The 24,793-nt window shown below is 43.5% G+C and carries 16 protein-coding genes and 1 pseudogene; 8 read left to right on the top strand and 9 right to left on the bottom strand.

What is annotated here, in order from left to right:
• Positions 1-52: 52 nt before the first annotated feature.
• From NC994_RS12955 to NC994_RS12940, 4 genes are all read right to left on the bottom strand, one after another.
• Positions 53-2,026, bottom strand: a complete 1,974-nt coding sequence (locus NC994_RS12955) for an ATP-binding protein (protein ID WP_190433578.1) — start codon at positions 2,024-2,026, stop codon at positions 53-55.
• Between the two features lie 153 nt (positions 2,027-2,179).
• Positions 2,180-2,479 carry a hypothetical protein gene (locus tag NC994_RS12950; protein WP_190433576.1) on the bottom strand — a complete coding sequence of 100 codons (300 nt, stop codon included), beginning with the start codon at positions 2,477-2,479 and terminating at the stop codon, positions 2,180-2,182.
• A 99-nt stretch (positions 2,480-2,578) separates the two neighbouring features.
• The gene (locus NC994_RS12945; RefSeq protein ID WP_190433574.1) at positions 2,579-3,178 is read right to left on the bottom strand and encodes a DUF3177 family protein; all 600 of its coding nucleotides are present in this window, start codon (positions 3,176-3,178) and stop codon (positions 2,579-2,581) included.
• Between the two features lie 458 nt (positions 3,179-3,636).
• Complete coding sequence (locus NC994_RS12940; protein WP_190410417.1) at positions 3,637-3,858, bottom strand: Calvin cycle protein CP12; 222 nt, start codon at positions 3,856-3,858, stop codon at positions 3,637-3,639.
• A gap of 411 nt (positions 3,859-4,269) precedes the next feature.
• Between NC994_RS12940 and NC994_RS12935 the strand changes: the two genes are divergently transcribed.
• Positions 4,270-5,520: an FIST N-terminal domain-containing protein gene (locus tag NC994_RS12935; protein ID WP_190433572.1), complete on the top strand. Its 1,251-nt coding sequence runs from the start codon at positions 4,270-4,272 to the stop codon at positions 5,518-5,520.
• A gap of 116 nt (positions 5,521-5,636) precedes the next feature.
• Here the strand turns inward: NC994_RS12935 and NC994_RS12930 are convergent, their stop codons facing one another.
• The 4 genes from NC994_RS12930 to NC994_RS12915 form a co-directional block, all read right to left on the bottom strand.
• Complete coding sequence (locus NC994_RS12930; RefSeq protein ID WP_206753514.1) at positions 5,637-6,446, bottom strand: acyltransferase; 810 nt, start codon at positions 6,444-6,446, stop codon at positions 5,637-5,639.
• A 101-nt stretch (positions 6,447-6,547) separates the two neighbouring features.
• Entirely contained in the window at positions 6,548-7,288 is a 741-nt protein-coding gene (locus NC994_RS12925; protein WP_190433568.1) for an acyltransferase, read from the bottom strand.
• Between the two features lie 415 nt (positions 7,289-7,703).
• Entirely contained in the window at positions 7,704-7,832 is a 129-nt protein-coding gene (locus NC994_RS12920) for a hypothetical protein (RefSeq protein WP_277877460.1), read from the bottom strand.
• Between the two features lie 141 nt (positions 7,833-7,973).
• Positions 7,974-9,074 (bottom strand): metallophosphoesterase, encoded by a 1,101-nt coding sequence (locus NC994_RS12915; protein WP_190433567.1) that lies wholly within the window; start codon positions 9,072-9,074, stop codon positions 7,974-7,976.
• A 283-nt stretch (positions 9,075-9,357) separates the two neighbouring features.
• Between NC994_RS12915 and trmB the strand changes: the two genes are divergently transcribed.
• The gene (gene trmB, locus NC994_RS12910; protein WP_190433565.1) at positions 9,358-9,993 is read left to right on the top strand and encodes a tRNA (guanosine(46)-N7)-methyltransferase TrmB; all 636 of its coding nucleotides are present in this window, start codon (positions 9,358-9,360) and stop codon (positions 9,991-9,993) included.
• 95 nt (positions 9,994-10,088) lie between these two features.
• Here the strand turns inward: trmB and NC994_RS12905 are convergent, their stop codons facing one another.
• Positions 10,089-11,699: a phospholipid carrier-dependent glycosyltransferase gene (locus NC994_RS12905; RefSeq protein ID WP_190433563.1), complete on the bottom strand. Its 1,611-nt coding sequence runs from the start codon at positions 11,697-11,699 to the stop codon at positions 10,089-10,091.
• A 105-nt stretch (positions 11,700-11,804) separates the two neighbouring features.
• Between NC994_RS12905 and NC994_RS12900 the strand changes: the two genes are divergently transcribed.
• From NC994_RS12900 to NC994_RS12875, 6 genes and pseudogenes are all read left to right on the top strand, one after another.
• Positions 11,805-13,244 (top strand): NCS2 family permease, encoded by a 1,440-nt coding sequence (locus NC994_RS12900; RefSeq protein ID WP_190433672.1) that lies wholly within the window; start codon positions 11,805-11,807, stop codon positions 13,242-13,244.
• A gap of 334 nt (positions 13,245-13,578) precedes the next feature.
• Complete coding sequence (locus tag NC994_RS12895; protein WP_190433554.1) at positions 13,579-19,605, top strand: hybrid sensor histidine kinase/response regulator; 6,027 nt, start codon at positions 13,579-13,581, stop codon at positions 19,603-19,605.
• Entirely contained in the window at positions 19,605-21,173 is a 1,569-nt protein-coding gene (locus tag NC994_RS12890) for a response regulator (protein WP_190433552.1), read from the top strand. Before NC994_RS12895 ends, NC994_RS12890 begins: the two co-directional genes overlap by 1 nt.
• A gap of 655 nt (positions 21,174-21,828) precedes the next feature.
• Positions 21,829-22,281, top strand: coding sequence for a hypothetical protein (locus NC994_RS12885; protein ID WP_190433550.1), 453 nt, complete (start codon positions 21,829-21,831; stop codon positions 22,279-22,281).
• A gap of 47 nt (positions 22,282-22,328) precedes the next feature.
• Positions 22,329-23,327 (top strand): IS630 family transposase, encoded by a 999-nt coding sequence (locus NC994_RS12880; protein WP_190433548.1) that lies wholly within the window; start codon positions 22,329-22,331, stop codon positions 23,325-23,327.
• Between the two features lie 18 nt (positions 23,328-23,345).
• A pseudogene (locus NC994_RS12875) lies at positions 23,346-24,536 on the top strand (glycosyltransferase family 39 protein); the annotation flags it as partial.
• Between the last annotated feature and the right edge of the window lie 257 nt (positions 24,537-24,793).

Here is a 24,793-nt window from a genome sequence, read left to right as displayed (position 1 = left end):
ACAACACACTTACAGTGGAGGATAGCACCTTCCGGAATAACCCAAACCTCTCTTAGGGTCTGCCGTTGGCTTGCTCTAGCTCAAGGCGGCTGCTGAGTGCGATCGCATTCGGATGTTTGCTGGGCAAGACCAGTGCAAACTCAGTTCCCTTCCCCGGCTGCGAATTCACCTCAATTTTGCCTTGATGCTTTTCCATAATTTGGGCGCAAATTGCCAGTCCTAGCCCGGTACCTTTTCCCGCAGGCTTAGTCGTGAAGAAGGGATCGAACAGTTTGTTTTGAATATCTCGGGGAATACCGAGACCGTTATCTCTAATCCGCACTCGTACAAACCCGGGATTTTCTGTTTCTATTTCCGTCTGAATCAAAATCTGCGGGCTGGTTTGCTGGCTTTGCTCAAGCAAGGCGTCAATTCCATTGCTCAAGATATTCATAAATACTTGGTTAAGTTGCGCTGGATAACACTCAACTAAAGGCAACTCTCCATATTGCTTAGTTACTTCAATGCCGCGTTTAAGTCGATGATTGAGAATCAATAAAGTGCTGTCAATTCCTTCATGAATATCAACAGGTTTCATTTCCGCTTCGTCTAAGCGAGAGAAATTTCGCAAAGACAGCACGATTTGACGGATGCGCTCAGTTCCCATCTTCATCGAAGAGAGTATTTTCGGCAAATCATCAGCGACAAAATCTATGTCAAATGCTTGAATTTGAGCTTGGATTTCTGGGGCGCTATTGGGATAATGTTGCTGGTAAAGATCGATCAGCGCGAGTAAATCCTGCGTGTACTCGCTGACATGGCTCAAGTTGCCGTAGATAAAGTTAACTGGATTATTAATTTCATGGGCGACTCCTGCTACCATTTGACCCAAGCTAGACATTTTTTCCGTTTGAATCAAACGGGCTTGAGTTTGCCGGAGATCGTGTAAAGTGTGGCTGAGTTCGGTAGCTTGAGACACTAACTCAGTATTCAGTTCTTGTAAATGAGCGCGAGCTACTTCTAGCTGCTGATTTTTGCCCTCAAGTTCTTCAGTCCGTTCTGCTACCCGTCGTTCCAAAGTCTGGCGAGCGAACTCCAATTCTTGAGTATAATTTGCAACTCGTTGAATGAGGGTGTTGAAGGAAATCGCTAATACTCCAACTTCATCTTGAGTAAGGACAGGAGCTTGCAGGTCAAAATTAGCTTCCTCATTCGCTTGAGTCACTACTTTAGTAACTGCTTCAATCGGATGAGCGATCGCGCGACTGGTATAAATGGCGATCGCGGTTGCGATCGCACTCGACACTAGCATGGCAGCGATCGTAACCTGGGTTCCTACCTTTTCTGCCTCTTCTAGACCCTCATAGGCTTCTTCTTCTGCCTTGTGAGCGTTTGTAATTAAGATTTCTACGTCTTCTGAAAAGTTGTCAAACTCAGTAGCTACTTTATTATTCGTAAAAGCGATCAGTACCTGCTGTGCGGCTGAAACATCCTGCGTTTTTAAATTCAACTCATTAATTTTTTTAAGGAGAAATTCTACTTGCTGAAAGTAACTTTCTACCGGATTCTGGTTATTTTGAAGAAATTGCTTCAAATCCCGGCGATTAGTCCTATCTGCTAAAGCTCTGATTTCAGATAGCCGATTCTCAACCTCCGCTTTATGCTCAATGAAATGAGCATAGTGTTCCCTAAATACCTCTGGTTGCGATATTAAAGAAATAAATTGTTGCTGGTGGTTTCGTGCCTCTAGGACGTTAAACCTCAAGTCATTGAAAAGAAGTGTTTCCTTATGTACCCTCTCTAGATTCTCCCTAGATTGATCTTCATAGTAATAATCTCCTACCGTACGTCCTATGGCGGTTCCTACAATCGCCACAGCAAGAGTTAGGGCATATCCAAAACCAATTTTCTTTCGGATACTGAGACGATGGAGCAATCGGTTTGCCCAGTCTGGAGAAGGTTCTGGGGGTCTGAGTTGGCTTTGTGGCTCAGACTTAGCAGCAACGACCCGTTCGTGTGGGGTAAAGCTAGCGTCTGGAGATGGCATAGTCGAAATTCCAGTGGGATACTCAATGATAGTTTTCCCTTGAAAATATTTAATCTAACAATAGATAAATATTAGATTTTGTCTGACCTAAGCCGCTAATGTTTATTTCTTACCTACTTTCTTAGCTTTCGCAAACCTAAACTAACTGGTTGATTAAACTCCCGCCTCTAACAACAAGGGTTGGATTGTCTCCCAAGTTAATCCTTGCTCTAGATAATGGGGAGCTTCCGGATTGTAAGGGGAAAGAATTCTATCAATAGAGATAATCGATGCCTTATCTGGTAGCACCGGCACATCCGGATCGAACGCTGTTGGGCGCATCAAAGAACTAGAATATCCTTTAAAGATGGCAATTTTGTCTTCTTCACCAGCAATTTCAGCCGTGACAACCAGGACTTCATGAGGGCGCTTGGCGGTGTATCGCTCTAGACGCTGCCCAACAGTATTACTCATATTTGATGCGGGGTGTAAAAGGTTAAGGACAAACAATTAAAAAGCCAAAATTAAAAATTAAAAAATATTGATTTTTTAATTTTTAATTTTTAATTGTTTTTACTGTTCCATTGCTGAGCGTCCCTCTTTGCCCAGCCGGATCAAGACAAAATAACTCAAGTAAAGTACATAAATCACCAATCCCACCATCGCCAAAAAGCCTAAAAATCGAGGTGTATAACTGGGATGGAAATACTGTTTGTACATCCTAGGTGCTTCTAACCAAACGCCACAAAATGGTTTCTGGATTGCTCCTGGGGAAAATGCACAAGACAGGAAAGGAAGGAAAGCTAAAGCGCCCAATGTTAAATAAACACTGACAGCCCAACGCCACGCTGTTAGCACTAGCTTTAGAGGACGCAGTGGTTGATCGTCAATTTCATCGTTGATATCTACCCAAAACCAGAGTGATATGGGAATCAACAGGCGGGCAAAGAAAGAAGACACGTAGGAAATAGGCCATCCAGCAATCATCAAGTAAATTGTAATCGCCAGTAGACTAGAAACCCGCCAGTAGATGATTAACAAGCGCACCATTGCATCCGCTTTCTGGATAAAAGCCCAGATCAGCAGAATCAGCGGAATGATAACAGTAAATAGTAGCGCTAGCCGGTAGTCCATCCAAACTAACGGTCGAAACCAGAGGTTGTCATTGTCCATTGGCTGTGTATGGCAGAAAGGGAAATTTTACCCACTCATTTTAACTGTCTAGGTGCGACTGCCACTCAACGAATCTCATTACTCTAATTGTCTGTAACAGCTCCCTACACTTGAGGAAAGGGAAATTTTACCTCTTTCCCTTATCTTTACTTTCCCGCTCCAAAACTGCTTCTCTTTTACTTGTGGGGGCAGGCAGCTTAGATTCGTTTCCCGATTGCTCAGTAGGGGCAGGGAAACCCCTCCGCTACTTTTTTGGCTTACGCGAGAAGCCGCTTCAGAGCGATCGCATCTGTCGCATCAAAACAAATATCGGTATAGATAGCTACGCAAAACGAAAAAACAAGCAACTCGAACGACTTCAATCAGGTTCTTGTTGCTTGTAAGTGCCAGAAATTTATCCGGTGAATTCGTGCAGCGAAAACCAGCTTGAACTGGCGGCATTTAGCACTCAATTAAGTTTATTCTTCGTAGACCCGGCACTCATCGGCTCCTGGATTAGCGTCACAATACCGCTCCAGAGAATTCTTCGGCTTGGTTTCCCGCTGATGGGATGCTTCTGCTTGCAATTCTTCAACGGCATCCCAGGCAGCCGCACACTCACCGGAACCTGCGCCCTTTGTATCGCACACAGTCCGGGCTTGCTCGCGCTCTTGTTCAATTTGGTCTTGGATGTTGCTCATAATTCTCGTCCCCGTTTCTTGTTTTAATTCAGGAAACCTGGTGAATTTCGACCGTTATCGGTAATCTCCAATCAGGTGTTCTGCTCGCTGACTCTAAGTTTTCAGTCGTTCTTTCTTTGTCATATCAGCAAGTGACAGCACCTGAACAGGATCGATCTTTATCTTTTAAGATTTGGTCGTTTCTGACTCACCGAGGTGCCAGTATACACTTAACCGGCTAATCTATGGTTATCTTCACCATATTAACTAATGTTAAGGCGCTACTGCCACTCGCCAACTCCTCCCCTAGGGTTGAAGTAAGGGACTCTACAACCTGTGCCTTGCGAGTGTTAGGGTAATGATAAGGCTTTGATACCCTGCCAATCCGCCCAAGAGCATTGGCTTACAAAAGCGCATTTTTGTGTAATCCCTATGGCTAAGCAGATCAAGTGGACGAACGCCTTATCAACCCGTCCGTCTTTAGAAGCGGCAGTGGCAGAAGTGGTTGAACGTACGACTCTGGCGTTGCAGGCACCGGCTGACTTGGGGCTGGTGTTCATCTCGTCTGCCTATGCGAGTGAATATTCACGGCTGATGCCATTGTTACAAGAACAACTTAATATCAAAGCGCTGATTGGCTGTGGTGGCGGCGGCATTATTGGCATGAATTCGCAGGACGAGGTGGAAGAAGTCGAACAAGAACCCGCATTAAGCCTTAGCTTGGCTCATCTTCCTGGAGTCAATGTTCGCGCATTTGAGATTTCTAGTGATGCTCTGCCTGACCTGGATAGCTCACCGGATAATTGGGTTGACCTGATTGGCGTATCACCCGCTGATGAACCCCAGTTCATCTTGTTAGCCGATCCTTTCTCTTCCAAGATTAATGACTTACTTCAAGGACTGGATTTTGCTTATCCAGGCTCGGTGAAAGTGGGGGGACTGGCTAGCACTGGCAGTTTGGGTAACAACACGGGTTTATTTTGTAACTACCAGCTCTACCGCGAAGGAACGGTTGGCGTCGCTTTAAGTGGCAATATTGTACTGGAAACAATTGTGGCACAGGGCTGTCGCCCGATTGGGAAGCCTTATCGAATCACGAAAGGAGAACGGAATATTCTTTTGGAACTGGCTCCCCAAGAGGATAGTGCCGAGGTGAATGACTGTGTCGGAAAGTCTGGGACGCCTCTGGAAATCTTACAGGATTTAATCGAGAATTTGAGCGAGGCAGACCGACAGTTAGCACAGCATTCGCTGTTTGTAGGCTTGGTGAGGGATGAATTTAAGTTAAACCTGGAGCCGGGAGATTTTTTGATCCGCAATTTACTGGGCGTAGATCCTAGAGTGGGGGCGATCGCAATTGGCGATCGCGTCCGCCCCGGTCAGCGCATCCAATTCCACCTCCGAGACGCCCTAACCTCCGCAGAAGACTTAGAACTCCTCCTCCAGCGCTATCAAAAACAGGCACCTAACGATTCTCCATCTGCCGGTGCTTTGATGTTCTCCTGCCTGGGGCGAGGAGAAGGGCTTTATGGGGAGCCTAACTTTGACTCCGAGCTATTTCGTCGCTATCTAAAAGACATCCCCCTGGCGGGTTTCTTCTGTAATGGTGAAATTGGCCCTGTAGGAGGAAGTACCTTCCTGCATGGATACACTTCAGTCTTTGGTATTTGTCGCCAAAAATAAATTGATTACAGTTTGGAAACTTTATACCTCAAGACGGGGAACAGGTAATTCCTGAAAAAACAATTACCGATTACCAGTTCCCAAACTATTTGTTTCACAATTCCGGCACAGTTAGATTAAATGTTGCTGGAATCGGTAAGTTTAAGACCCCCAACTTTTACTAAATTCTCAGCCGTACCATTGCGTTTGGAAACAACCTTAGCCGGTACACCTACAGCAACCGAATAAGGAGGAATATCTTTAGTTACGACTGCGCCTGCACCGATGACACTACCCTTACCAATCGTGACTCCATCCACGACGGTTACTTTGCTTCCCAGCCAACAATCATCTTCAATCACAATTCCCTTGGAGGTATCACCTTGGCTGACAATCGGACTTGTGGCATCGGCAAAGTTATGATTGCTAGCATAAATGGTGGTATGCGAAGAAATTAAACAGTCTCTGCCAACTTTGATTTGACTGCCAGATAAACAAGTGTATGGACCAACATATGTATTGTTTCCAATTTCAATACAACCTCCGGGCATAACTTTGATATCAACGCCACGGTCGAGCCTAACCCGCTTTTTCAGACAAATTTTACTGTTTTGATCACCAGCATATAAATAAATATTTCTTCCTAGGGACACCTCCTCTTCAAGATAAATTCGACTATTCTGGTCGCCGCTTTCTAAGAGAGTTCCCCGAAAAATTTTAACTTTATCTCCAATTTCAATACAACAAGCGCGAATAAACTCAACACCTGGTTGAATCAAAACAGACGTACCTATGCGTCCTAAAATACTCCGGTAAAAAAAGTTTCGCAGTTTTAAACCGATTGATAAGGGGAACCACCCAAAAAATGTAATGAATAAAGATTCTTTCTGACGGTTCCATTGGGAAGGATAACGGTAATTTTGAATGTCCATTGCTGTTTCTGTCAAATCTGATTTGGGTAATAACAGATATCAAGCGATCTGTAACAGGAATTGAGTTTTGCTCAGCAGCAGGAAGGCTATTTAAAATAGCCTTCTCTATTCAATTGTTAAGATTCTGCAACTAAAATTCCCTGTTTTATTTCGCGTTCGCAAACGCTATTTCGCTGAGAAATAACCCTAGCAGGAACGCCAACTGCAACTGAGTAAGGGGGAATATCTTTGGTTACAACCGCGCCTGCGCCGATGACGCTTCCCTTCCCAATGGTGACTCCATCGAGGACTTTGACTCCACTGCCTAGCCAACAGTCATCTTCAATCACAATTCCTTTGCAAGTGATACCTTGCTTCCAGATATAAACTGTAGGATCTGCAAAGTTATGATTGTTGGCATAAATTCCTACGTGTGATGCGATTAAACAGAATTTGCCAATTTTGATATGACCTGGGCCACCTAAACAGGTGTAGGGAGAAATATGCGTTCGTTCCCCAATTACAATATTGCAGTTACCTCGTTCGGTAACATTAATATCAACGCCTCGATCGAGGCATACTAAATCTCCCAGAGAAATCTTACTGTTTTCGCCGCTAGCGTTTAGGCGAACGTCTCGAAGAATTTTGACATTGTCTCCAACTTCAATAGAAGAAGCATTCAACAATTCAACTCCACTTTGAATGTATAGAGCTTTACCTACCCGACCTAAAATTGTTGGGTAGAGTAGTCTTCGCAGCATCGTACCCAACGGTCGCCGAATTCCTCCTATTAAGGTAATTAAGAGGAATTCGTTCACCCGCGACCACCGGGAATGTGATAAAGATTGAAATTTTTCAGCACTTATGTTGTTAGTCATGGTAAATGCACTCCAAAATCATCCTAAGGAAAACTAACATTTGATGATTTGTAGGAGTAACTATCTCTTGAGCGAAATCAGTACAGCTTCAGCAAGCTTGTCTTTGACTTCAAGCCATCAACCTAAGGCAACGATTAGAGGCAAGATTCTCCAAAAAAGCTGGAGTTGTTGTTAACTTACAGCCATTTCAAAAGTAATACCTGCTCGATACAACAGACTCTTACTCGTGTTGGTTTCAATGCCTCCAAACCCAAGGAAGCTTAGAAGCCTAAGCTATAGGCTTTAAAGATAGTTACTATGAGCAAGCAAAATTTTTACCTATGCTTGCCAAAATCCTGAAAATTTTAGGAAACTAGCTTAGTTTCTTTTCACTGCGATCGCCCACTCGTCTGGCTTCGCCTCTAAACCGCCTTAACTAAGGAGGAGTATCTCCAACTTCAGCCATCACATTAAATTCCACCATCGGTGCAAACAACATGGCACTTCCGCGATGGCTATGACGACTTTCTTCTATCCAGTTTCGTTGGTCTACTACTAAGGTCACGATGTAGAGCGTGGATTTAGAGACTTGTATCTAGACTGAGAATGAGCTTAAGCAATGCTATGGCACTTTAGAGACACTTTACTGAAGGTAAAGATTGAACAGCATCTTACTAAAGATAGATCAAAGAGCTGATGAATTAGGTTATAGAGATAAAGTTGTGTAATTGTCAATGAGGGCGGGGGTGCCATCGGGAGCGATCGCGCCAAATGACTCGAAATAGCGCTTTGCGACTGGGGGGAAGTGGGAGAAATCAAATAAAACATCCCCCTTGGCAACATCTGCCCAGAAATAGCGTAAATTGGGGGCGAGTCCCTCTGCCTCTGTAATCGGGATATTTAAGGGTGGCTCAGTCAGCAACTTGAGCATGAAGGGAAGCGAGCGATCGCCCATCCAATCTCGTGAGAATTGTGGCAGCGTTGGGAAATGGGGGACAGATTCCACCCGATGCGACTCAATCTGCAAGGATTTTTTGCCTTGGTTATCGGTGCGGAAGTTCAAGATCCGGTAGGGATGAGGATAGCTAACCAGAGAACCTGTGGTGATCTCGTAAACACCGCGATCGCAAGCAATATCCTGAATATGCAAATGCCCTGTAAAAATTAGATTTACCCCCGCCTCGCGGAGCATTTGCAGCAGCACTGGCGCATTCTCTAACATATACCGACGCCCTAGCTGGTGGGTGGATTGTCCGGGTAGATGCTCGACGACGTTGTGATGCACCATCACCATCACTAACTCATCATTAATCTCTTTCAGATGTTGTTGCAGCCATGCCAACTGAGCATCATCCAAACGCCCTATCTGTTTCCCGCGATCGCTAAAATTATTGGAATTCAGCCCAATTAAACGCACTCCGGGTAGAATTTGAGTCGTGTAATACAGTTGCTCCGGATGCTCGTAGCCAAACTGTTCGTAATAGCGGGGAAACTCTTGGAGTCCAATGGCGCTATCAGTGGGGAGTAAACTGGGTACATCATGATTCCCCGGTACCACGTAGGCTGGGAAAGGGAGCTTCAAGAGGCGTTTTTGCAGCCAAGCATGATTTTCTGGTTCCCCATCCTGCGTTAAGTCTCCCGGTATCAACAGAAAATCTAAGTTGAGTTGTTCCAGATGTCTCAGTACAATCTCCAATGCTGGGATGCTGACTTCTACCATGTGAAAACGGCTGGGATGATCCGTAATCGTGTCCGGAAGTGCAATGTGTAAGTCGCTGATGACAGCAAAACGAAAATTGAGACTCATAGCGCCAACGCAAAAATGGATGAGGGAATGTGATAATAGCAATCCCCGTCGATCATAACCTTTGGTACATTCTCTTCCGCACGCGAAGCAGTTAGTGCGCCAAGTTCGCATCAAAACCTAACCCCCAACCTCCTTCCCTACCAGGAAAGGGAGCGAAATGCGCTCTGGAGGCTAAAATATGCCTGTTTCTTCTCCTTGTAGGAGAGAGTTAGGGAGAGGGAAAAACTTTGTGTTGAATGATATTAGTTACTAAATCGCTAACATCCAAAAAAGGAGTTTCATATTGTCACCCGTCCGAGTTCGCCAACACGTTAATCCACTTTCCGCCAAGTATCAAACGCCGGTAAATCCTCCCGACTGGCAGACTATTTATGTCGATCCGACAAAGCCGCTGCATTTAGATATTGGGTGTGCTAAAGGGCGGTTTTTATTGAAAATGGCGACGGTAGAACCCGATTGGAATTATCTGGGTTTGGAAATTCGAGAAACCTTAGTAGAAGAAGCCAATGAATGGAAACAGCAGGCGCAATTAGAAAATCTTCACTACTTATTTTGTAATGCCAATAACTCATTAAATCCTATTTTGAGTTCTTTGCCAGTCGGCACCTTGCAGCGCGTCACCATTCAATTTCCCGATCCGTGGTTTAAAAATCGACACGCCAAACGCCGCGTGGTGCAGCCAGAAATGCTCGAAGTTTTGGCAAAGTACCTGGTTACTGGAGGAGTGGTTTTTGTTCAGTCAGATGTTGAGGCGATCGCAGTGGAAATGCGCGATCGCTTCTCCTGTTCCCCAGCCTTTCAAAGACAGGGAGGCGATGACTGGTTAGACACGAATCCCCTGCCAGTGCCAACTGAGCGCGAAATCAGTACCCTTTCTCGCGGCGAACCCGTTTATCGCGCTTTATTTATCAGGAGTTGAATTTTGAGGGTTGAGTTTTTAATGATGAGATTAATGGCGAGAAAATGAGGAAATTTTCAAAACTCATCACTCAACCCTCAACCCGCAAAACTTTCCTAAATCCAATTCGGCATCCACTGGCGTAACCAAGGTGGCACAGACCGAACATTGAAGCGCGGTATCAAGATTTGATAATCCCTTGGAGATAAGGGCAAACCTAAATAGATTGGCATCCAGAACACAAAAGCTGCCAAAATCGCAAAAATTACTGTCAGCGCGATCGCTCTTAATTCACGCGCCGGACTTTGCAGCCACCTATCAACAATCCAGGCAAGCGCCAACCCCGCAAACACAGACGCTCCCATGTAATGGTACAAAAACGTGCAGCGAGTTACCCGCACCCAAGGCAGCACATTCGCCAACCAGTTTAGAACCAAGTACAAGGCAATCCAAGTTGAAACGCTTGGAGTAAATTTCCACCCTTTCCCAGTCAAGAAGTATTGAGCTAGCAAAAACAGCAGCAGTAAAATTGCCGCCGTTGAAAGAATCCACAGCACTGGATTTCCCATCGCGTGGACATCGTAAATCACGTTACCCACCCCTTTCGGTAAAGGCGGAAGTGCGGGTACCGCCGTATTCGTATTTTGAGCCGTTTGGTAAAAGTACGCCACCGGGCGCAGCATCAACAGCCAGGTATACCATCTGGAGCAGTAAGGATGAATTTTCGGCCCATCACCCACTCGTTGATGGTATGCCAGAATTTGCCTTTGCACCTCCCAAAATCCAAATTCTGGGTTGAGTTGAATGTGAGGAATCCAGATAACGGCGTAAAAAAGGAATGGGATGATTGCTAAATTCACTAATATGTGCAGTAAATTTAGCTGGGTCAGGTTTTGTAACGGGGTCAGAGTCAGGGCTGAGGAGCTAGGATTTAGGACTGAGGAGCTAGGATTTAGGACTGAGGAATCAGGAGTCAGGACTGAGGAATCAGGAAAAAATCGCCTCTGCTCCTCCGATCCTTGAGTCCCAGGTTCTCCGGTTTTTTTGCTCCTTTTATCGAATACCTGTTGCGCCCATTGCAGCGCCCAGGCAAAACCCCACATAAAGTAGGCACCTAACAGAAACCACAAGCCATTCCACTTGATAGCCACGGACGCCCCGAAAAAAATACCGGCGAGCGCTAGCCAAAACCAGCGTCGCATCGCTTGATTCGCGAGACTTAATAAGAAAAACCACTGCCCTAGCAGTCCAAAAATAACCAGATAAACGTTATTCAGGGCATAGCGTGACTCTACCAGAAATAAACCATCAGCGGCAGCAAAGATAGCAGCGATTAACGCATAGCTGCGCCGATAAGTGAGTTGATAGGCAATTCCCCCTAGCACTAAGGGAATAAATGAGCCAGTCAGCGCATTTAGCCAACGGTAACTCCAAGGCGAATGCAGAGAACCCGTCAGCCCGTTCATCGTATCTTTCCCGAAGGGTAAGCGATCGCCTATCCACATCCCCACGGCGATGATGTACTTGCTCAAAGGGGGATGCCCATCAAAAAAGGGAGTCCGGGTTAAATAGTTGTTGGCAAACTTCGCATAGTAAACTTCATCAAACACTAAAGTATTAAATCGTTCCAGCCCCCAAAAACGCAGGGCAAGCGAAACCAAGAATACGCCAGCCATTCCAATCCAGAACCACCGTTGGCTGATAGAACGTTTGTTAAACAAGAACATAAAAACCTGCTCAAACGCTTCAAGGCATTTCCAAACTGTGTAGCATCATCCCAAAAATTTCTCAATAAAACTTTACTCTGAGTAGAGTGCGTGTCAGACAAAAAAATGAACAAGGATGAGTTGAGCAAAACTGAAGTCGTTGCCAGTCAAGGATCTTCGCCCCCGCCGACCGGGTGGCAGGGTGCGATCGCGCGATTTTTTAAATTTGAGGAATTCCACACCAACTTTCGCACCGAAGTGTTAGCAGGCGTGACCACGTTTATGACAATGGCATATATTCTGGCAGTCAATCCGGGAATTTTGTCAAATGCCATTTTTCTGGAAAAACCGCAAGATTTATTTGGGGAGTTGGCGATCGCAACCGCGATTTCCAGCGCGATCGCTACCTTAATGATGGGATTAACCGCAAATTATCCGTTTGCCCTGGCACCGGGAATGGGACTCAATGCCTTTTTTGCCTTTTCTGTCGTTTTGGCACTGAAAATTGATTGGCGAGTTGCCCTCAGCGCCGTCTTGATTGAGGGGCTAATTTTCATTGCTTTGACGCTATCAAGTATTCGCAGCCAAATTATCCGCGCAATTCCCGAATGTCTCAAACAAGCGACAGCGGCGGGAATTGGTTTATTTATTGCTTATATTGGCTTGGCTGGCGATCCGAAAACGGGGGGTGCGGGGATTATTGTGGCGAACCCAGTCACGAAAACAGCCTTGGGCAACTTGCAACAGCCGCAAACACTGGTAGCGATCGCGGGGATTCTCATCACCTTTGCTTTTGTCGCTCGCCGTGTCAAAGGAGCGCTATTATGGGGAATTCTCGCCACTGCCTTGTTGGGATGGATTCTTCGCATCGTACCCCCGCCCTCTGGAATTATCGCACTGCCCCAATGGCCTGGAGATTTGCTCGGTCAAGCTTTTCAGGGGTTAAGTCAGATTAACCAAACCAACATCTGGAATTTGCTCGCTGTCACCTTTGTTTTTCTGTTCATCGATCTCTTCGACACCATCGGCACTCTCGCCGGTGTTGGCATCCAGGCAGGCTACATTGATGAAAATGGGGAACTGCCCCGCGCAAGTGAAGCGCTGATGGCAGACGCCGTGGGAACCACCGTAGGGGCAATTCTGGGAACTTCCACCGTCACCACCTATATCGAGTCAGCCGCTGGCGTCTCGGAAGGGGGACGCACCGGGTTTACTGCCGTTGTCGTCGCCGCCTTATTTACTCTGTCAATATTTTTTATCCCTTTGTTGGCAGCAATTCCCGCCTTTGCTACAGCACCCGCACTGCTCGTTGTTGGCGTCTTGATGGCAGGAAATGTCCGTCTAATTCGTTGGGACGATCCTGCCGAATCAATTCCCTCTTTTTTGACGATTCTCCTGATGCCTTTGACTTACTCAATTGCCGAAGGTTTATCAATTGGTTTTATGACTTATCCACTGGTAAAAACATTTCAAGGAAAAGCGCACGAAGTCAGTTTAGCTGTGTGGATTTTAGCTGGAGTATTTGTACTGAGATTTGTATTTATGGCGGTAAACTCTGCTACGTAAAGTAACGACTTAGAAGCGAGCAGAAACTCCATTTCTAAATCCTTTTGCCAAAAAATTGCTTTTTTAAACCACAAAGGCACTCAGACACCAAGATGAAGAACTTCGTGTTTCCTGAATGTCTGAGTAGCTTTATGGTTCATCTTATCCAATCCCTTGCGTCATCAAGCTGGGTAGTGTGGAAATACTAACTTGTATGTCTGAATATTGAGCTTTATTTAGGATTCGAGAATTTGTAGGGGGGTTTGGGAACGATAAATCGACTGGCGAATTATCCTTATTTTTAGGGATTCCCATAAATTTATTCCCAATTAACGCTACCCACACTCTTATAAAAATGATTCTTCCCCTTCCCGGTTACGAACTCGTTGAAGCCCTCCATGAAGGCACCGATACCGTTATTTATCGTGCTTCTAGGCAGTTGGATAAAACACCAACGATCGTTAAAGCGATCAAAGCCGAGTATCCCACCTTAGAAGAGCTGACCCGGCTAAAACATGAATATAAAATTTTAGAAACGCTAGTAGATATAGAAGGAGTTGTCAAGCCCCTAGCTTTAGAAAATTATCAGAATGGTCTAGCACTTATCTTGTCAGATTTTGGGGCAATCTCGCTAAAAAATTATATTAGCGATCGCTCTTTAGACTTAAGCGAATTTTTAAACATCGCCATTCAGCTAGCATCCACTCTTGCTCAACTGCATTCATCCCAGATTATTCATAAAGATATTAAACCTCACAACATCATCATTAACCCAGAGACAAAGCAAGTTAAAATCATCGACTTTAGCATTGCATCGCGTCTAGAAAGAGAAAACCAAACCCTTGGCAACCCCACCTTACTCGAAGGCACTCTCGCCTATATGTCACCGGAACAAACCGGGAGAATGAATCGGTCGCTTGACTACCGCACCGACTTCTATTCTCTAGGTGTTACCTTTTATGAAATGCTCACAGGTGAATTGCCTTTTAATGCTACCGAACCTCTGGAATTGGTACACAGCCATATTGCTAAAATGCCACTTCCACCTCATCAACTAAATTCGGAAATTCCAGAGGCAATTTCCAATATTGTAATGAAACTGTTAGCTAAAAATGCTGAAGACCGCTATCAAAGTTCAGAAGGTTTAAAGTTTGACTTGGAAATCTGTCTAATGAAGCTACAGACTACCGGAAGAATTTCTGACTTTATTCCCGGTAGTGCTGACAAAGCAGGTCAATTACTGATTCCTCAAAAACTTTATGGTCGTGAGGCGGAAGTTACTACCCTGTTAAATACCTTTGAGCGCGTCTCCGATGGTACTGGGGAAATGATGCTTGTTTCCGGTTATTCCGGCATTGGTAAAACTGTTTTAGTCAATGAAGTTCACAAACCTATCGTTCGACAACGGGGATATTTTATTGCAGGTAAATTCGATCAGTTTAAGCGCAATATTCCTTATGCTTCCTTGATTCAAGCATTCCAATCCTTAACTCAACAACTTCTAACCGAAGGCGAAGCAGAAATTCAACTTTGGAGAGAGAAACTCTTAGGTGCTTTAGGCGTTAACGGGCAAATAATCGTTGATGTAATTCCCGAAGTTGAACTGATTATCGGCAAACAATCACCCGTAGCAGAACTAGGGGCGACTGAAGCTCAAAATCGTTTCAGCCGTGTATTTAAACAATTTATAGGCGTATTTACAACTGTTGAACATCCCCTAGTTATCTTCCTAGATGACTTGCAGTGGGCGGATTCAGCATCGCTGAAATTGCTCGAACTGCTAATGATCGATACCGATAACAAGTATTTATTGCTGATTGGGGCATATCGAGATAACGAAGTTTTCCCCACGCATCCAACAATTCAAACGATTGACAAGATTCGCAAAACTGGGGCGGCAGTAAATGATATTGTCCTTCAACCCTTAAACCTGGTTCATGTCGAAGAATTAATTGCCGATACTTTAAATGAATCAGTAGAAACGCGAAATTTAGCCTCTCTACTTTTCAACAAAACTCAGGGAAATCCTTTCTTCTTAAATCAACTGCTCAAAACCCTTTATCAAGAAGATTTATTAACTTATGATTTATATTCTAGAACATGGCGCTGGAATATTAAGCAAATTCAAGCGATCGGCATCACCGATTATAATGTTGTCGAACTGATCGCTAGAAATATTCGCAAGCTGCATTCAGACACCCAGAAAGTGTTAAAACTGGCTGCTTATATTGGCAACACTTTTAATTTAGAAGTTTTGAGCGTTATCAATGAAGAATCCTCCTTGGTTACAGCGGCACAGTTGTGGTCAGCGCTTCAGGCTGGTTTAATTTTACCTTTGAGCAATGAGTACAAAATTCCGTTGGTATTTAGTCAAGAAGAATCCGGGGAATTTACTTTAACTGATGTCAAAGTTGACTACAAGTTTTTACATGACAGAGTGCAGCAAGCTGCCTATTCTTTGATTCCAGATGAAGAGAAGAAAGCAACACACTTGAGGATTGGTCAATTACTGCTACACTCCACAACGCCAGAAGAACGAAAAGAAAATATCTTCGCTTTAGTTAACCAACTCAATTACGGTACTGACTTACTAAAAACTGAAGCAAAAAAATATGAACTAGCCCAACTCAACCTGATTGCAGGTCAGAGAGCCAAAGCAGCTACAGCGTATGACTCGGCTGTTAAATACTTGCACGTAGGTTTGGGACTGTTGGCAGATTCTAGCTGGAAGAGTCAGTATGACCTAACATTAGCGCTGCATACCGAAGCAGCAGAAGCAGCATACTTAAGCGGTGACTTTGCTCAAATGCAGAGATTGGCTGAAATCGTGCAAAACTGCGCCAAAACGCTATTGGACAAAGTGAAGATATCCGAAGTCCAGATTCAAGCTTATATGGGGCAGAACAAGCTGCTAGAAGCACTGAATACGGGGCTGCAAGTCTTAAAGCATTTGGGGGTAGAGCTTCCTGACTCGCCAAACCCGTCTGATATTGGGCAGGCTCTGGGGGAAACTGCGGCAATTTTGAGCGGAAAGCGAACTGAGGAATTAATCGATCTCCCTGAAATGACCGATCCTCATCAACTAGCAGCGATAAGGATTCTGTCAAGTATATTTTCTGCTTGCTATTCTGCGATGCCCTCACTGGTGCCTTTAACAGTATGTAAACAGGTCGATTTATCCGTTCAATATGGCAATGCTTCTGTGTCTCCCTTTGCATATGCCGTATATAGTCTTCTTCTTTGCGGGGCTGTAGGAGATATTGAAGGGGGTTATGAATTCGGTCAATTAGCTTTGCGTTTAGTATCTAAGTTAAATGCTAAAGAAATCGAGGCCAAGACGTGCCACTTGGTCTATGCTGCCGTTCAACATTGGAAGGAACACGTCAGGAATATTCTAGAACTTTTCCTGTCAACTTTCTCTAGCGGGTTGGAAACCGGAGATTTAGAATATGCTGGCTATGCCATCATGGTGTGGAGTCATTACTCGTTTTTTGTTGGCAAGGAACTAATGCAACTCGAACGAGAGATAGCAACTTACACGGATGCCCTTCATAAAATTAGCCAAAAAACAGCACTTAATAATACAAAAATTTGTTGGCAAGCCGTCTTAAACATGATGGGAATAACCCAAAATGTATACCAGTTAAAGGGGGAAGCCTATGACGAAGATAAAATGCTACCGCTATATCAGCAAACCAACAACCAACTAGCAATTCATTACTTATACTTGCACAAGCTTGCGATTAGTTATGTTTTTGAAAATTACGCGGAAGCCTTAAAAACTATTCCTCAGATAGAAAGTTCTTTCGGTTCGTCTACAGGACAGCTAACTGTTGTTATCTTCTATTTCTATGATTCCCTAGTACGGCTAGCTGTATATTCTGATTCACAGTCTGAACAACAGGATATTCTTAATCGAGTACAAGCTAATCAAGAAAAAATGCAAAAATGGGCGCATCATGCCCCAATCAATCATCTGCACAAATTCTATCTAGTAGAGGCAGAGCGGCTTCGGATTTTAGGCGGAAAAATAGAAGCGATGGAGATGTACGATCGGGCGATCGCACTCGCTAAAGAAAACGAGTATATCAACGAAGAAGCATTGGCTCACGAACTAGCTGCTAAATTCTATCTGTCATGGGGTAAAGAAACTATTGCTCAAACTTACATGACAAATGCCTACTACGCTTATATGCGCTGGGGAGCAACAGCCAAAGTTGAGGATTTAGCAAAACACTACTCCCAATTACTCGCCTCTGTCCTTAACCAAAAATTGAGCAAAAAGACAGGCACTACGATTAAACAGACGCGCCAGAAAACCATTAGTTCTAGCACTTCCGGTGTTTCAGAGGTTCTAGATTTGGCAACAGTGATGAAAGCATCCCAAGCGATTTCTAGCGAAATTGTGCTAGCCAACTTGCTCGATAAGTTGATGAAAATTTTGATAGAGAATGCTGGTGCAGAAACTGGAGCGTTGATTTTATCAAGAGACGGTCAATTCTTCCTAGAAGCATTGGGGACTAAAGATGAGATACAAGTGCTGGAATCCCAGGCAGAATTAACCAGTCAGCAGTTGCCTATTTCAGTACTGAATTATGTTTCCAGAACCCAAAAAGATGTTGTTTTAAATGATGCAAGCCACGAGCAAATCTTTAACGCCGATCCCTACATTAGCCAACATCAACCCAAGTCACTGCTCTGTACTCCGATTCTCAATCAAGGTAAGCTCGCTGCTATTCTTTATCTAGAAAATAATCTGGTTGTGGGAGCTTTCACTCAGCAACGGGTGCAAGTATTGCGGATGTTATCGGGACAGGCTGCGATCGCTCTAGAGAACGCACGACTCTATGCTCATTTAGAATCTGCCAACCAACAACTAGAAGAATACAGCAATACTCTGGCGGCGAAAGTAGAAGAGCGAACGCTGGAGTTGCAGGAAAAGAATGTCCATTTACAAAAAGCCCAGGAAATCGCTCAATCAGCCAACCGCGCCAAGAGTGATTTTCTTGCCAACATGAGCCATGAATTGCGAACACCGCTCAATGGCATTTTAGGTTATGCTCAAATCCTCAAGCGGGACAAAAATTTAACCGATTTACAAAAAGAAGCTTTAGGTATTATTCACCAGTGCGGTGACCATCTGCTAAACCTGATTAATGATATTTTAGACCTTTCCAAAATTGAAGCTAGGAAAATGGAACTCCACCCAACAGATTTTCATTTTCCAGAGTTTCTAGAAGGCATTGCCGAAATCTGTAACATCCGTGCCGAACAAAAAGGCATTTCTTTAATTTACGAGCAGATTACTCAACTTCCCACAGGTGTTAGGGCTGACGAGAAACGATTGCGGCAAGCTTTGCTAAACTTACTCGGCAATGCTGTCAAATTTACTGAAACTGGAGGCGTGGCTTTTAAAGTCGGCTATTACAAAGGCAAAATCCGGTTCCATGTGGAAGATTCAGGAATTGGCATGGCACCAGAGCAATTAGAAGAGATATTTTTGCCGTTTCAGCAGGTGGGAGAAAACCATCGCAAATCTGAGGGGACCGGATTAGGATTGGCAATTACCCGCCAATTAGTTCAGATGATGGGTGGCGAAATTCAAGTCCAAAGTATTTTAGGAAAAGGCAGTATTTTCTTCTTTGATTTAGATTTGCCTGAAGTTTTTCAATATGCTGAAGGTGTCAAACAAGATCAAAAAAATATCGTAGGATTTAAAGGCTATAAGCGGAAAATCCTCGTAGCAGACGATAAGCGAGAAAATCGCTCAATTTTGCTCAAGATGCTATTGCCTTTAGGGTTTGAAATTTTGGAAGCGATAGATGGCAAAGACTGCCTGAAGAAAGCGGCTGAATTTAATCCCGATTGCATCTTAATGGACTTGATGATGCCTGAAATGAATGGCTTTGAAACGACTCGGCGCATTAGGCGATCGCCCGAACTAAAAGATGTGATAGTGATTGGAACTTCTGCCAGCGTTTTTGATTTCGATCAGAACAAAAGTAAGGAAGCAGGCTGCAATGATTTTTTACCCAAGCCAATCCGAATACCAGAGCTTTTAGAAAAGTTACGACTTCACTTAAGGCTGGAGTGGGTTTATGAAAAAAACGAAAATCAACTAGAAAAAGACAATAAAGAAGAAAATTATCAGCCCAAAAACCGAAGCAATCAGCATTCATTAGTTACTCCATCAGCAGAGGAAATTGCAGCTTTATTTGATTTAGCAATGAAGGGCGATCTCAAAGGCATTCTGGATCGAAGCGATGAACTAGAAAAATTTGATATAAAATATGCACCTTTTTTAGGCGAATTGCGTCAATTAGCTAAAAGCTTTCAAGTTAAAAAGCTCCGCGAATTTTTAAGGGCTGTAGGAAAAAATTAATGAATCCTTCAAATATTGAAAATGGGGTAATTTTAATCGTTGATGACAACCCTACAAATTTAGGAGTGTTGTTCGATTTTTTAGTGAATTCAGGCTTTCAAGTATTGGTAGCGCAGGATGGCGAGGATGCAATTGCTCAGGTTGATTATTCCCCGCCCGATCTGATTTTATTAGACGTACTTATGCCCGGTATAGATGGGTTTGAAACTTGTCAGCAATTGAAAGCGAAGGAATCAACGAAAGACATTCCCGTAATTTTTATGACGGCGCTTTCTGAGACGGTGGACAAAATCCGGGGATTGAATCTTGGGGCGGTTGATTACATTACTAAGCCGCTTCAGTATGAAGAAGTTTTATCCCGCGTTCAAATCCATTTAAGCTTGCGAAATCTGACTAAAAGATTGCAGAAACAAAATGTGCATCTGGAACAGGAGATTGAGGAGCGAACTAAGGCAGAGAAAGCACTTTTAAAACTTACATCTGAGTTAGAAGGGCGGGTAGAAGAAAGGACGGCTGAACTTTGCCTATCCAATCAGCTGTTGACCCAATCAAATCAGCATCTGCAACAGGAGATCCAAGAGCGTATTTCTACTGAAGCAGCCTTGCAAGAATCAGAAGCACGCTATCGAGAACAAGCGCATCAGCTTAAACTTTCCTTCCGCCAACTTCAAGAAACTCAAAGCCAACTGGTTCATAGTGAAAAAATGTCTAGTTTGGGGCAACTGGTAGCGGGTGTCGCCCATGAAATTAACAATCCCGTTAACTTCATCTATGGGAATCTCACTCACGCCCATCACTATAGCCAAGATTTGCTCGACCTCTTGAGCCTCTATATGAAGTACACTCCTGCACCGCCACCTGAAATTAAGGAACACGCTGAGGCAATAGATTTAGAATTTTTAATTGAAGACCTGCCCAAATTGCTGAGTTCGATGAAAGTTGGATCTGACCGCATCCGCGAGATTATTTTGTCGTTGCGGATTTTTTCCCGCATGGATGAAACCCAAATGAAGCCTGTGGATATTCATGCTGGGCTAGATAGCACGCTGCTGATTTTGCATAGTCGGTTCAAAGATAGCGCTAACCATCCAGGTATTCAACTTGTCAAAGAATATGGCAATCTGCCTCTGGTGGAGTGTTATGCAGGTCAACTCAACCAGGTGTTTATGAATCTACTGGCGAATGCAATTGACGCTTTGGAGGAGTATGACAAAAAGCGATCGCCTGAGGAGATTTTCTTTTGCCGCAGTACGATTCGGATTCGCACCGAAGTAACGGACAATGAGTTTGTGACAATTTGGATTGGGGATACTGGCCCCGGTATAGCAGAGGAAGTACGCGATCGCCTATTCGATCCCTTCTTTACGACGAAAGCAGAGGGTAGAGGTACGGGTTTGGGATTATCGATTAGCTACCAGATTGTAGTCAACAAACATGGTGGTCAGATGACGTGTATTTCAGCACCAGGACAGGGGGCGGAGTTCATGATTAAAATTCCGGTTCGGTCGTGCCCTCCAGAATTAGGTTGCCAATGCGCCATTTTGGAAGAAAGCGGAAATTCGGTCTAATATCAGAACCCGTCAGGTGTCAACTTAAGATTGGCTTAGCGGTTGAAACCACCGCGATACAGACAAAACCTGCCTTCTCCGGTTCAAAACTTATGATTCCATGAGTCCCCGCAAGCCGGACTTAGTTTATTTAGCCGTGGCTTCCAGTCGCTAGGGCTTCAGTAAAACTAGCAGTATCTTCAATTAAACACTATCAAACTTCCACTTTTTCAACGCTAAACCGTAATATTACTGAGATTTAATAAAAGATGGATTGGCGTATATACTGCTAAATCCCTTACCTGCCTGTAGCTTAGACAACACTTCACTAAGTCTTTGTTATTTGCTAGGAAAAGATGAATTTTCTGTAAAGATTCTGTAAAGACTCTCTGGAGAGTCAGTATTTCCCCTAGGGGATTGCTTAGGATATAGCGGAAGCACTCCTAAAAAGCTGGGTATTTTTACTTAATTTTTGGCTTATATCTACAAAACGAGCAAGAAACTGATTTCCACAAGTTACGTGTTTTTACGAGAACCTTAAATTTTCATCTACAAAATTAGATGGCTTGTGATTCTGAAAAGCGTGCAGAGGCTAATCAAAAGAACATAGAGCTTTTTGAAACTGGGTTTAAGTACTTGATATTTGTGGATTGGAAGAGGATATAGGAAAATCTATATGCCAAAAACTGGGACTCAGGCTAAAACTAATACTAAACTAAATAACCGAGGTTTCCACTCCTGGGAACTTCCTCCAACTTGGCTACAATTTTTAGTCATCAGCGTACTGGTTTTAGGCATATTTTTTCGATTTGCAAATTTGGATCGAAAAGTTTACCAACACGACGAAGCTTTTACCTCAATGCGGATTTCTGGCTATTCCAAACCAGAAGTGCAACAGCAACTTTTTGATGGTCGTGTCATCAGTGTTGAAAACTTACAAAGGTATCAGCGTCCCAATTCAGAAAAAGACTTAATTGATACCATGCAGGTGCTGGCGCAATACCCAGAACATCCGCCGCTATATTACGTGATGGCACGATTTTGGGTGCAGTGTTTTGGTAGCTCGGTGGCAGTGACAAGAAGTTTGGGTGCCCTAATTAAGTGCTTATGTAAAATAAATTACACATAATAAAAAGTAGAATAAGCTAAAACAAAAGTCAAGAAAACAAGAGACTTATGAGATTTATTAGAGATTTAAGCCGAGAAACTCAAAGGATTCTCAAAAGAATTTATAAAGAAAGTAGACATCATCAAGTGAGACAGAGGGCGCACTGTATACTTTTAAGCTTTCAAGGCTTGACGATGAACGAATTAATAGCAATATTTAAAGTCAGCCGTAAAACCCTGTATAACTGGTTGACAGCCTGGGAAGATGAAAAGTTAGTAGGATTATACGAGCGAGCAGGAAGAGGTAGAAAGCCTAAACTGAAAGAAGAACAAAAAGAGCAAATAAGAGAGTGGGTCAAAGCCGAACCCAAAAATTTAAAGAAAATTTTAGGGCAGGTAGAACGAGAATGGAATATTAGGATCAGCAAAGATACTCTAAAAAGAGTATTGAAAGAGTTTCAAATGACGTGGAAAAGACTGAAGCGGGGAGTAAGCAGAAGCCCGTGGGATTGGGAGTATGAAATCAAGTTGGAAAAACTGGAGTCCCTAAAAGAACAAGAGAAGCGCCAAGAAATAGATTTGAGATACTTAGATGAATCTGGATTTTGCCTAACGCCTTATCTCCCGTATGGATGGCAGGAAAAAGGAGAAACAATTTTGGTAAAAAGTGGGAAAAGTCGAAGAATTAATGTCTTGGGAATACTCAACAGAAAAAATGAATTAGACTGGGAAGTTTATTTAGGAAAAATGACGAGCGAGCGCTTGATTAGGTATTTAGACAAATTCAGCGAGCGGTTGGAAAAGAAAACTGTAGTCGTTATGGACCAATCCCCGGTTCACACAAGTGATGCGGTGATGAAGAAACTGGAAGAATGGGCCTCAAAGAACTTAGAGATATTTTGGCTCCCCCCTTATTCACCCGAACTCAACTTAATTGAAATCTTATGGAAGTTTATGAAATATGAATGGATAGAGATAGAGGCTTATCGGGACTGGAAAAGTTTAGTAAAGTATGTCAAAAATGTGCTAAAAAAAGTCGGAACCGAATATGTAATTAATTTTGCTTAAGCACTTAGTTTACTCGCGTTTCCTGGCATTTATTGGCTGTGCAGAGAATTATTGGAGTCATCGTTAACGGGATGGATAGCGATCGCTATCATCGCTATTTCACCTTTACACGTACTGTACGCGCAGGAAGCGCGGCAGTATAGCTTGTGGACGGCTATTGTCTTGCTATCGAGTGCAGCACTGCTACGAGCTATCCGGGTTAAAACTAAGCTAAGTTGGGCGATCTATGCAGTTACTGCGGCATTGGGACTCTATTCAAACTTATTTTTTGGGCTGACTTTAATCGGTCATGGGATTTATGTCATCTTAACTAAAGCCCATCGAGAAAATAGAACAGTTATTGCTTATTTACTGGCATCGATAGCAGCATTTCTAACTTTCGTACCCTGGTTTTGGGTGGTTTTGAGTAGCGATCGCATCATTGACAGAGTGGCATCAGCTCCAAAACCACCCAATTTATTTACTTTAGTTAAATGGTGGACTCGGAATCTCAGCAACATTTTCTTAGATGTAGATCCTAGCGGTTACTGGTTCGATCCGATTGGTTATGACGATCCTTTTTCCATTCCGCTTGCTTTAATCTTGGTTGGTTATTCGATTTATTTTCTCTATCGCCATACCCCAGCGAAAGTTTGGCTATTTATTTTTACTTTTACTGGGATTGCGGTTATCCCCCTCATGCTACGAGACTTAATGACTGGGGGATTTTTATCTACAGCACCGCGATATTTGATCCCATCTTATTTAGGAATCCAGATAGCTGTTGCTTACCTCCTGGCTAGTAAAATTACTTGGAGTTTTAATTCCATCCGGCAACAAAAACTGTGGCAGTTTGTGATAGTTGTTCTACTTTCGGGCGGAGTTTTGTCCTGTGCAATCAGCTTTCCAGCAGAAGTATGGTGGAACAAGTTTATGGACACTTATAATCCTCAAGTGGCTCGCATCGTTAACCAAGCTTCTCATCCACTTGTAATTAGCGATACTAAGATTCCGGGAAGTGTATTATCTCTCAGCCGCCTACTCAGTCCGAAAGTGCAGCTACAGTTGGTGAGCCAACCAAAAAATTTTCTAGCTGCTGATGGTTTCAGCGAGGTATTTTTATTCGATTCCTCAGATACTTTACGAAACCAACTTGAGAAAACACAGGGTTACAACTTAAAAATAGCTTTCAAAGGCTACAAGTTTGAACTTTGGGAAGCAAAAAAATAGCGGAGGCAATCCTATTTTATGCCTAAACAAGAATTTGTGAATAATTGGTAATTAGGGATTAGGATAAAACTCAATAATCTATTCTTTATTCAGTAAACGGACAAACTGAATTATTTATAGCCTGAAGAAAGTGTTTGTCGTTCTACCTTAAACCCTTGTCAATGTTGCATTTTTTACCTCAAGAGCGCCGACAAGATAACTAGCGATCGCAATCTCCAATGCCGCTATCCTGATGCTCAAACTTTAAGCGATAGCCT

Origin of the sequence: Trichocoleus sp. AS-A1 (assembly GCF_039962015.1) — a bacterium.
GTDB lineage: Bacteria > Cyanobacteriota > Cyanobacteriia > Cyanobacteriales > FACHB-T130 > FACHB-T130.
This window is presented reverse-complemented; position numbering and strand designations above follow the sequence as displayed.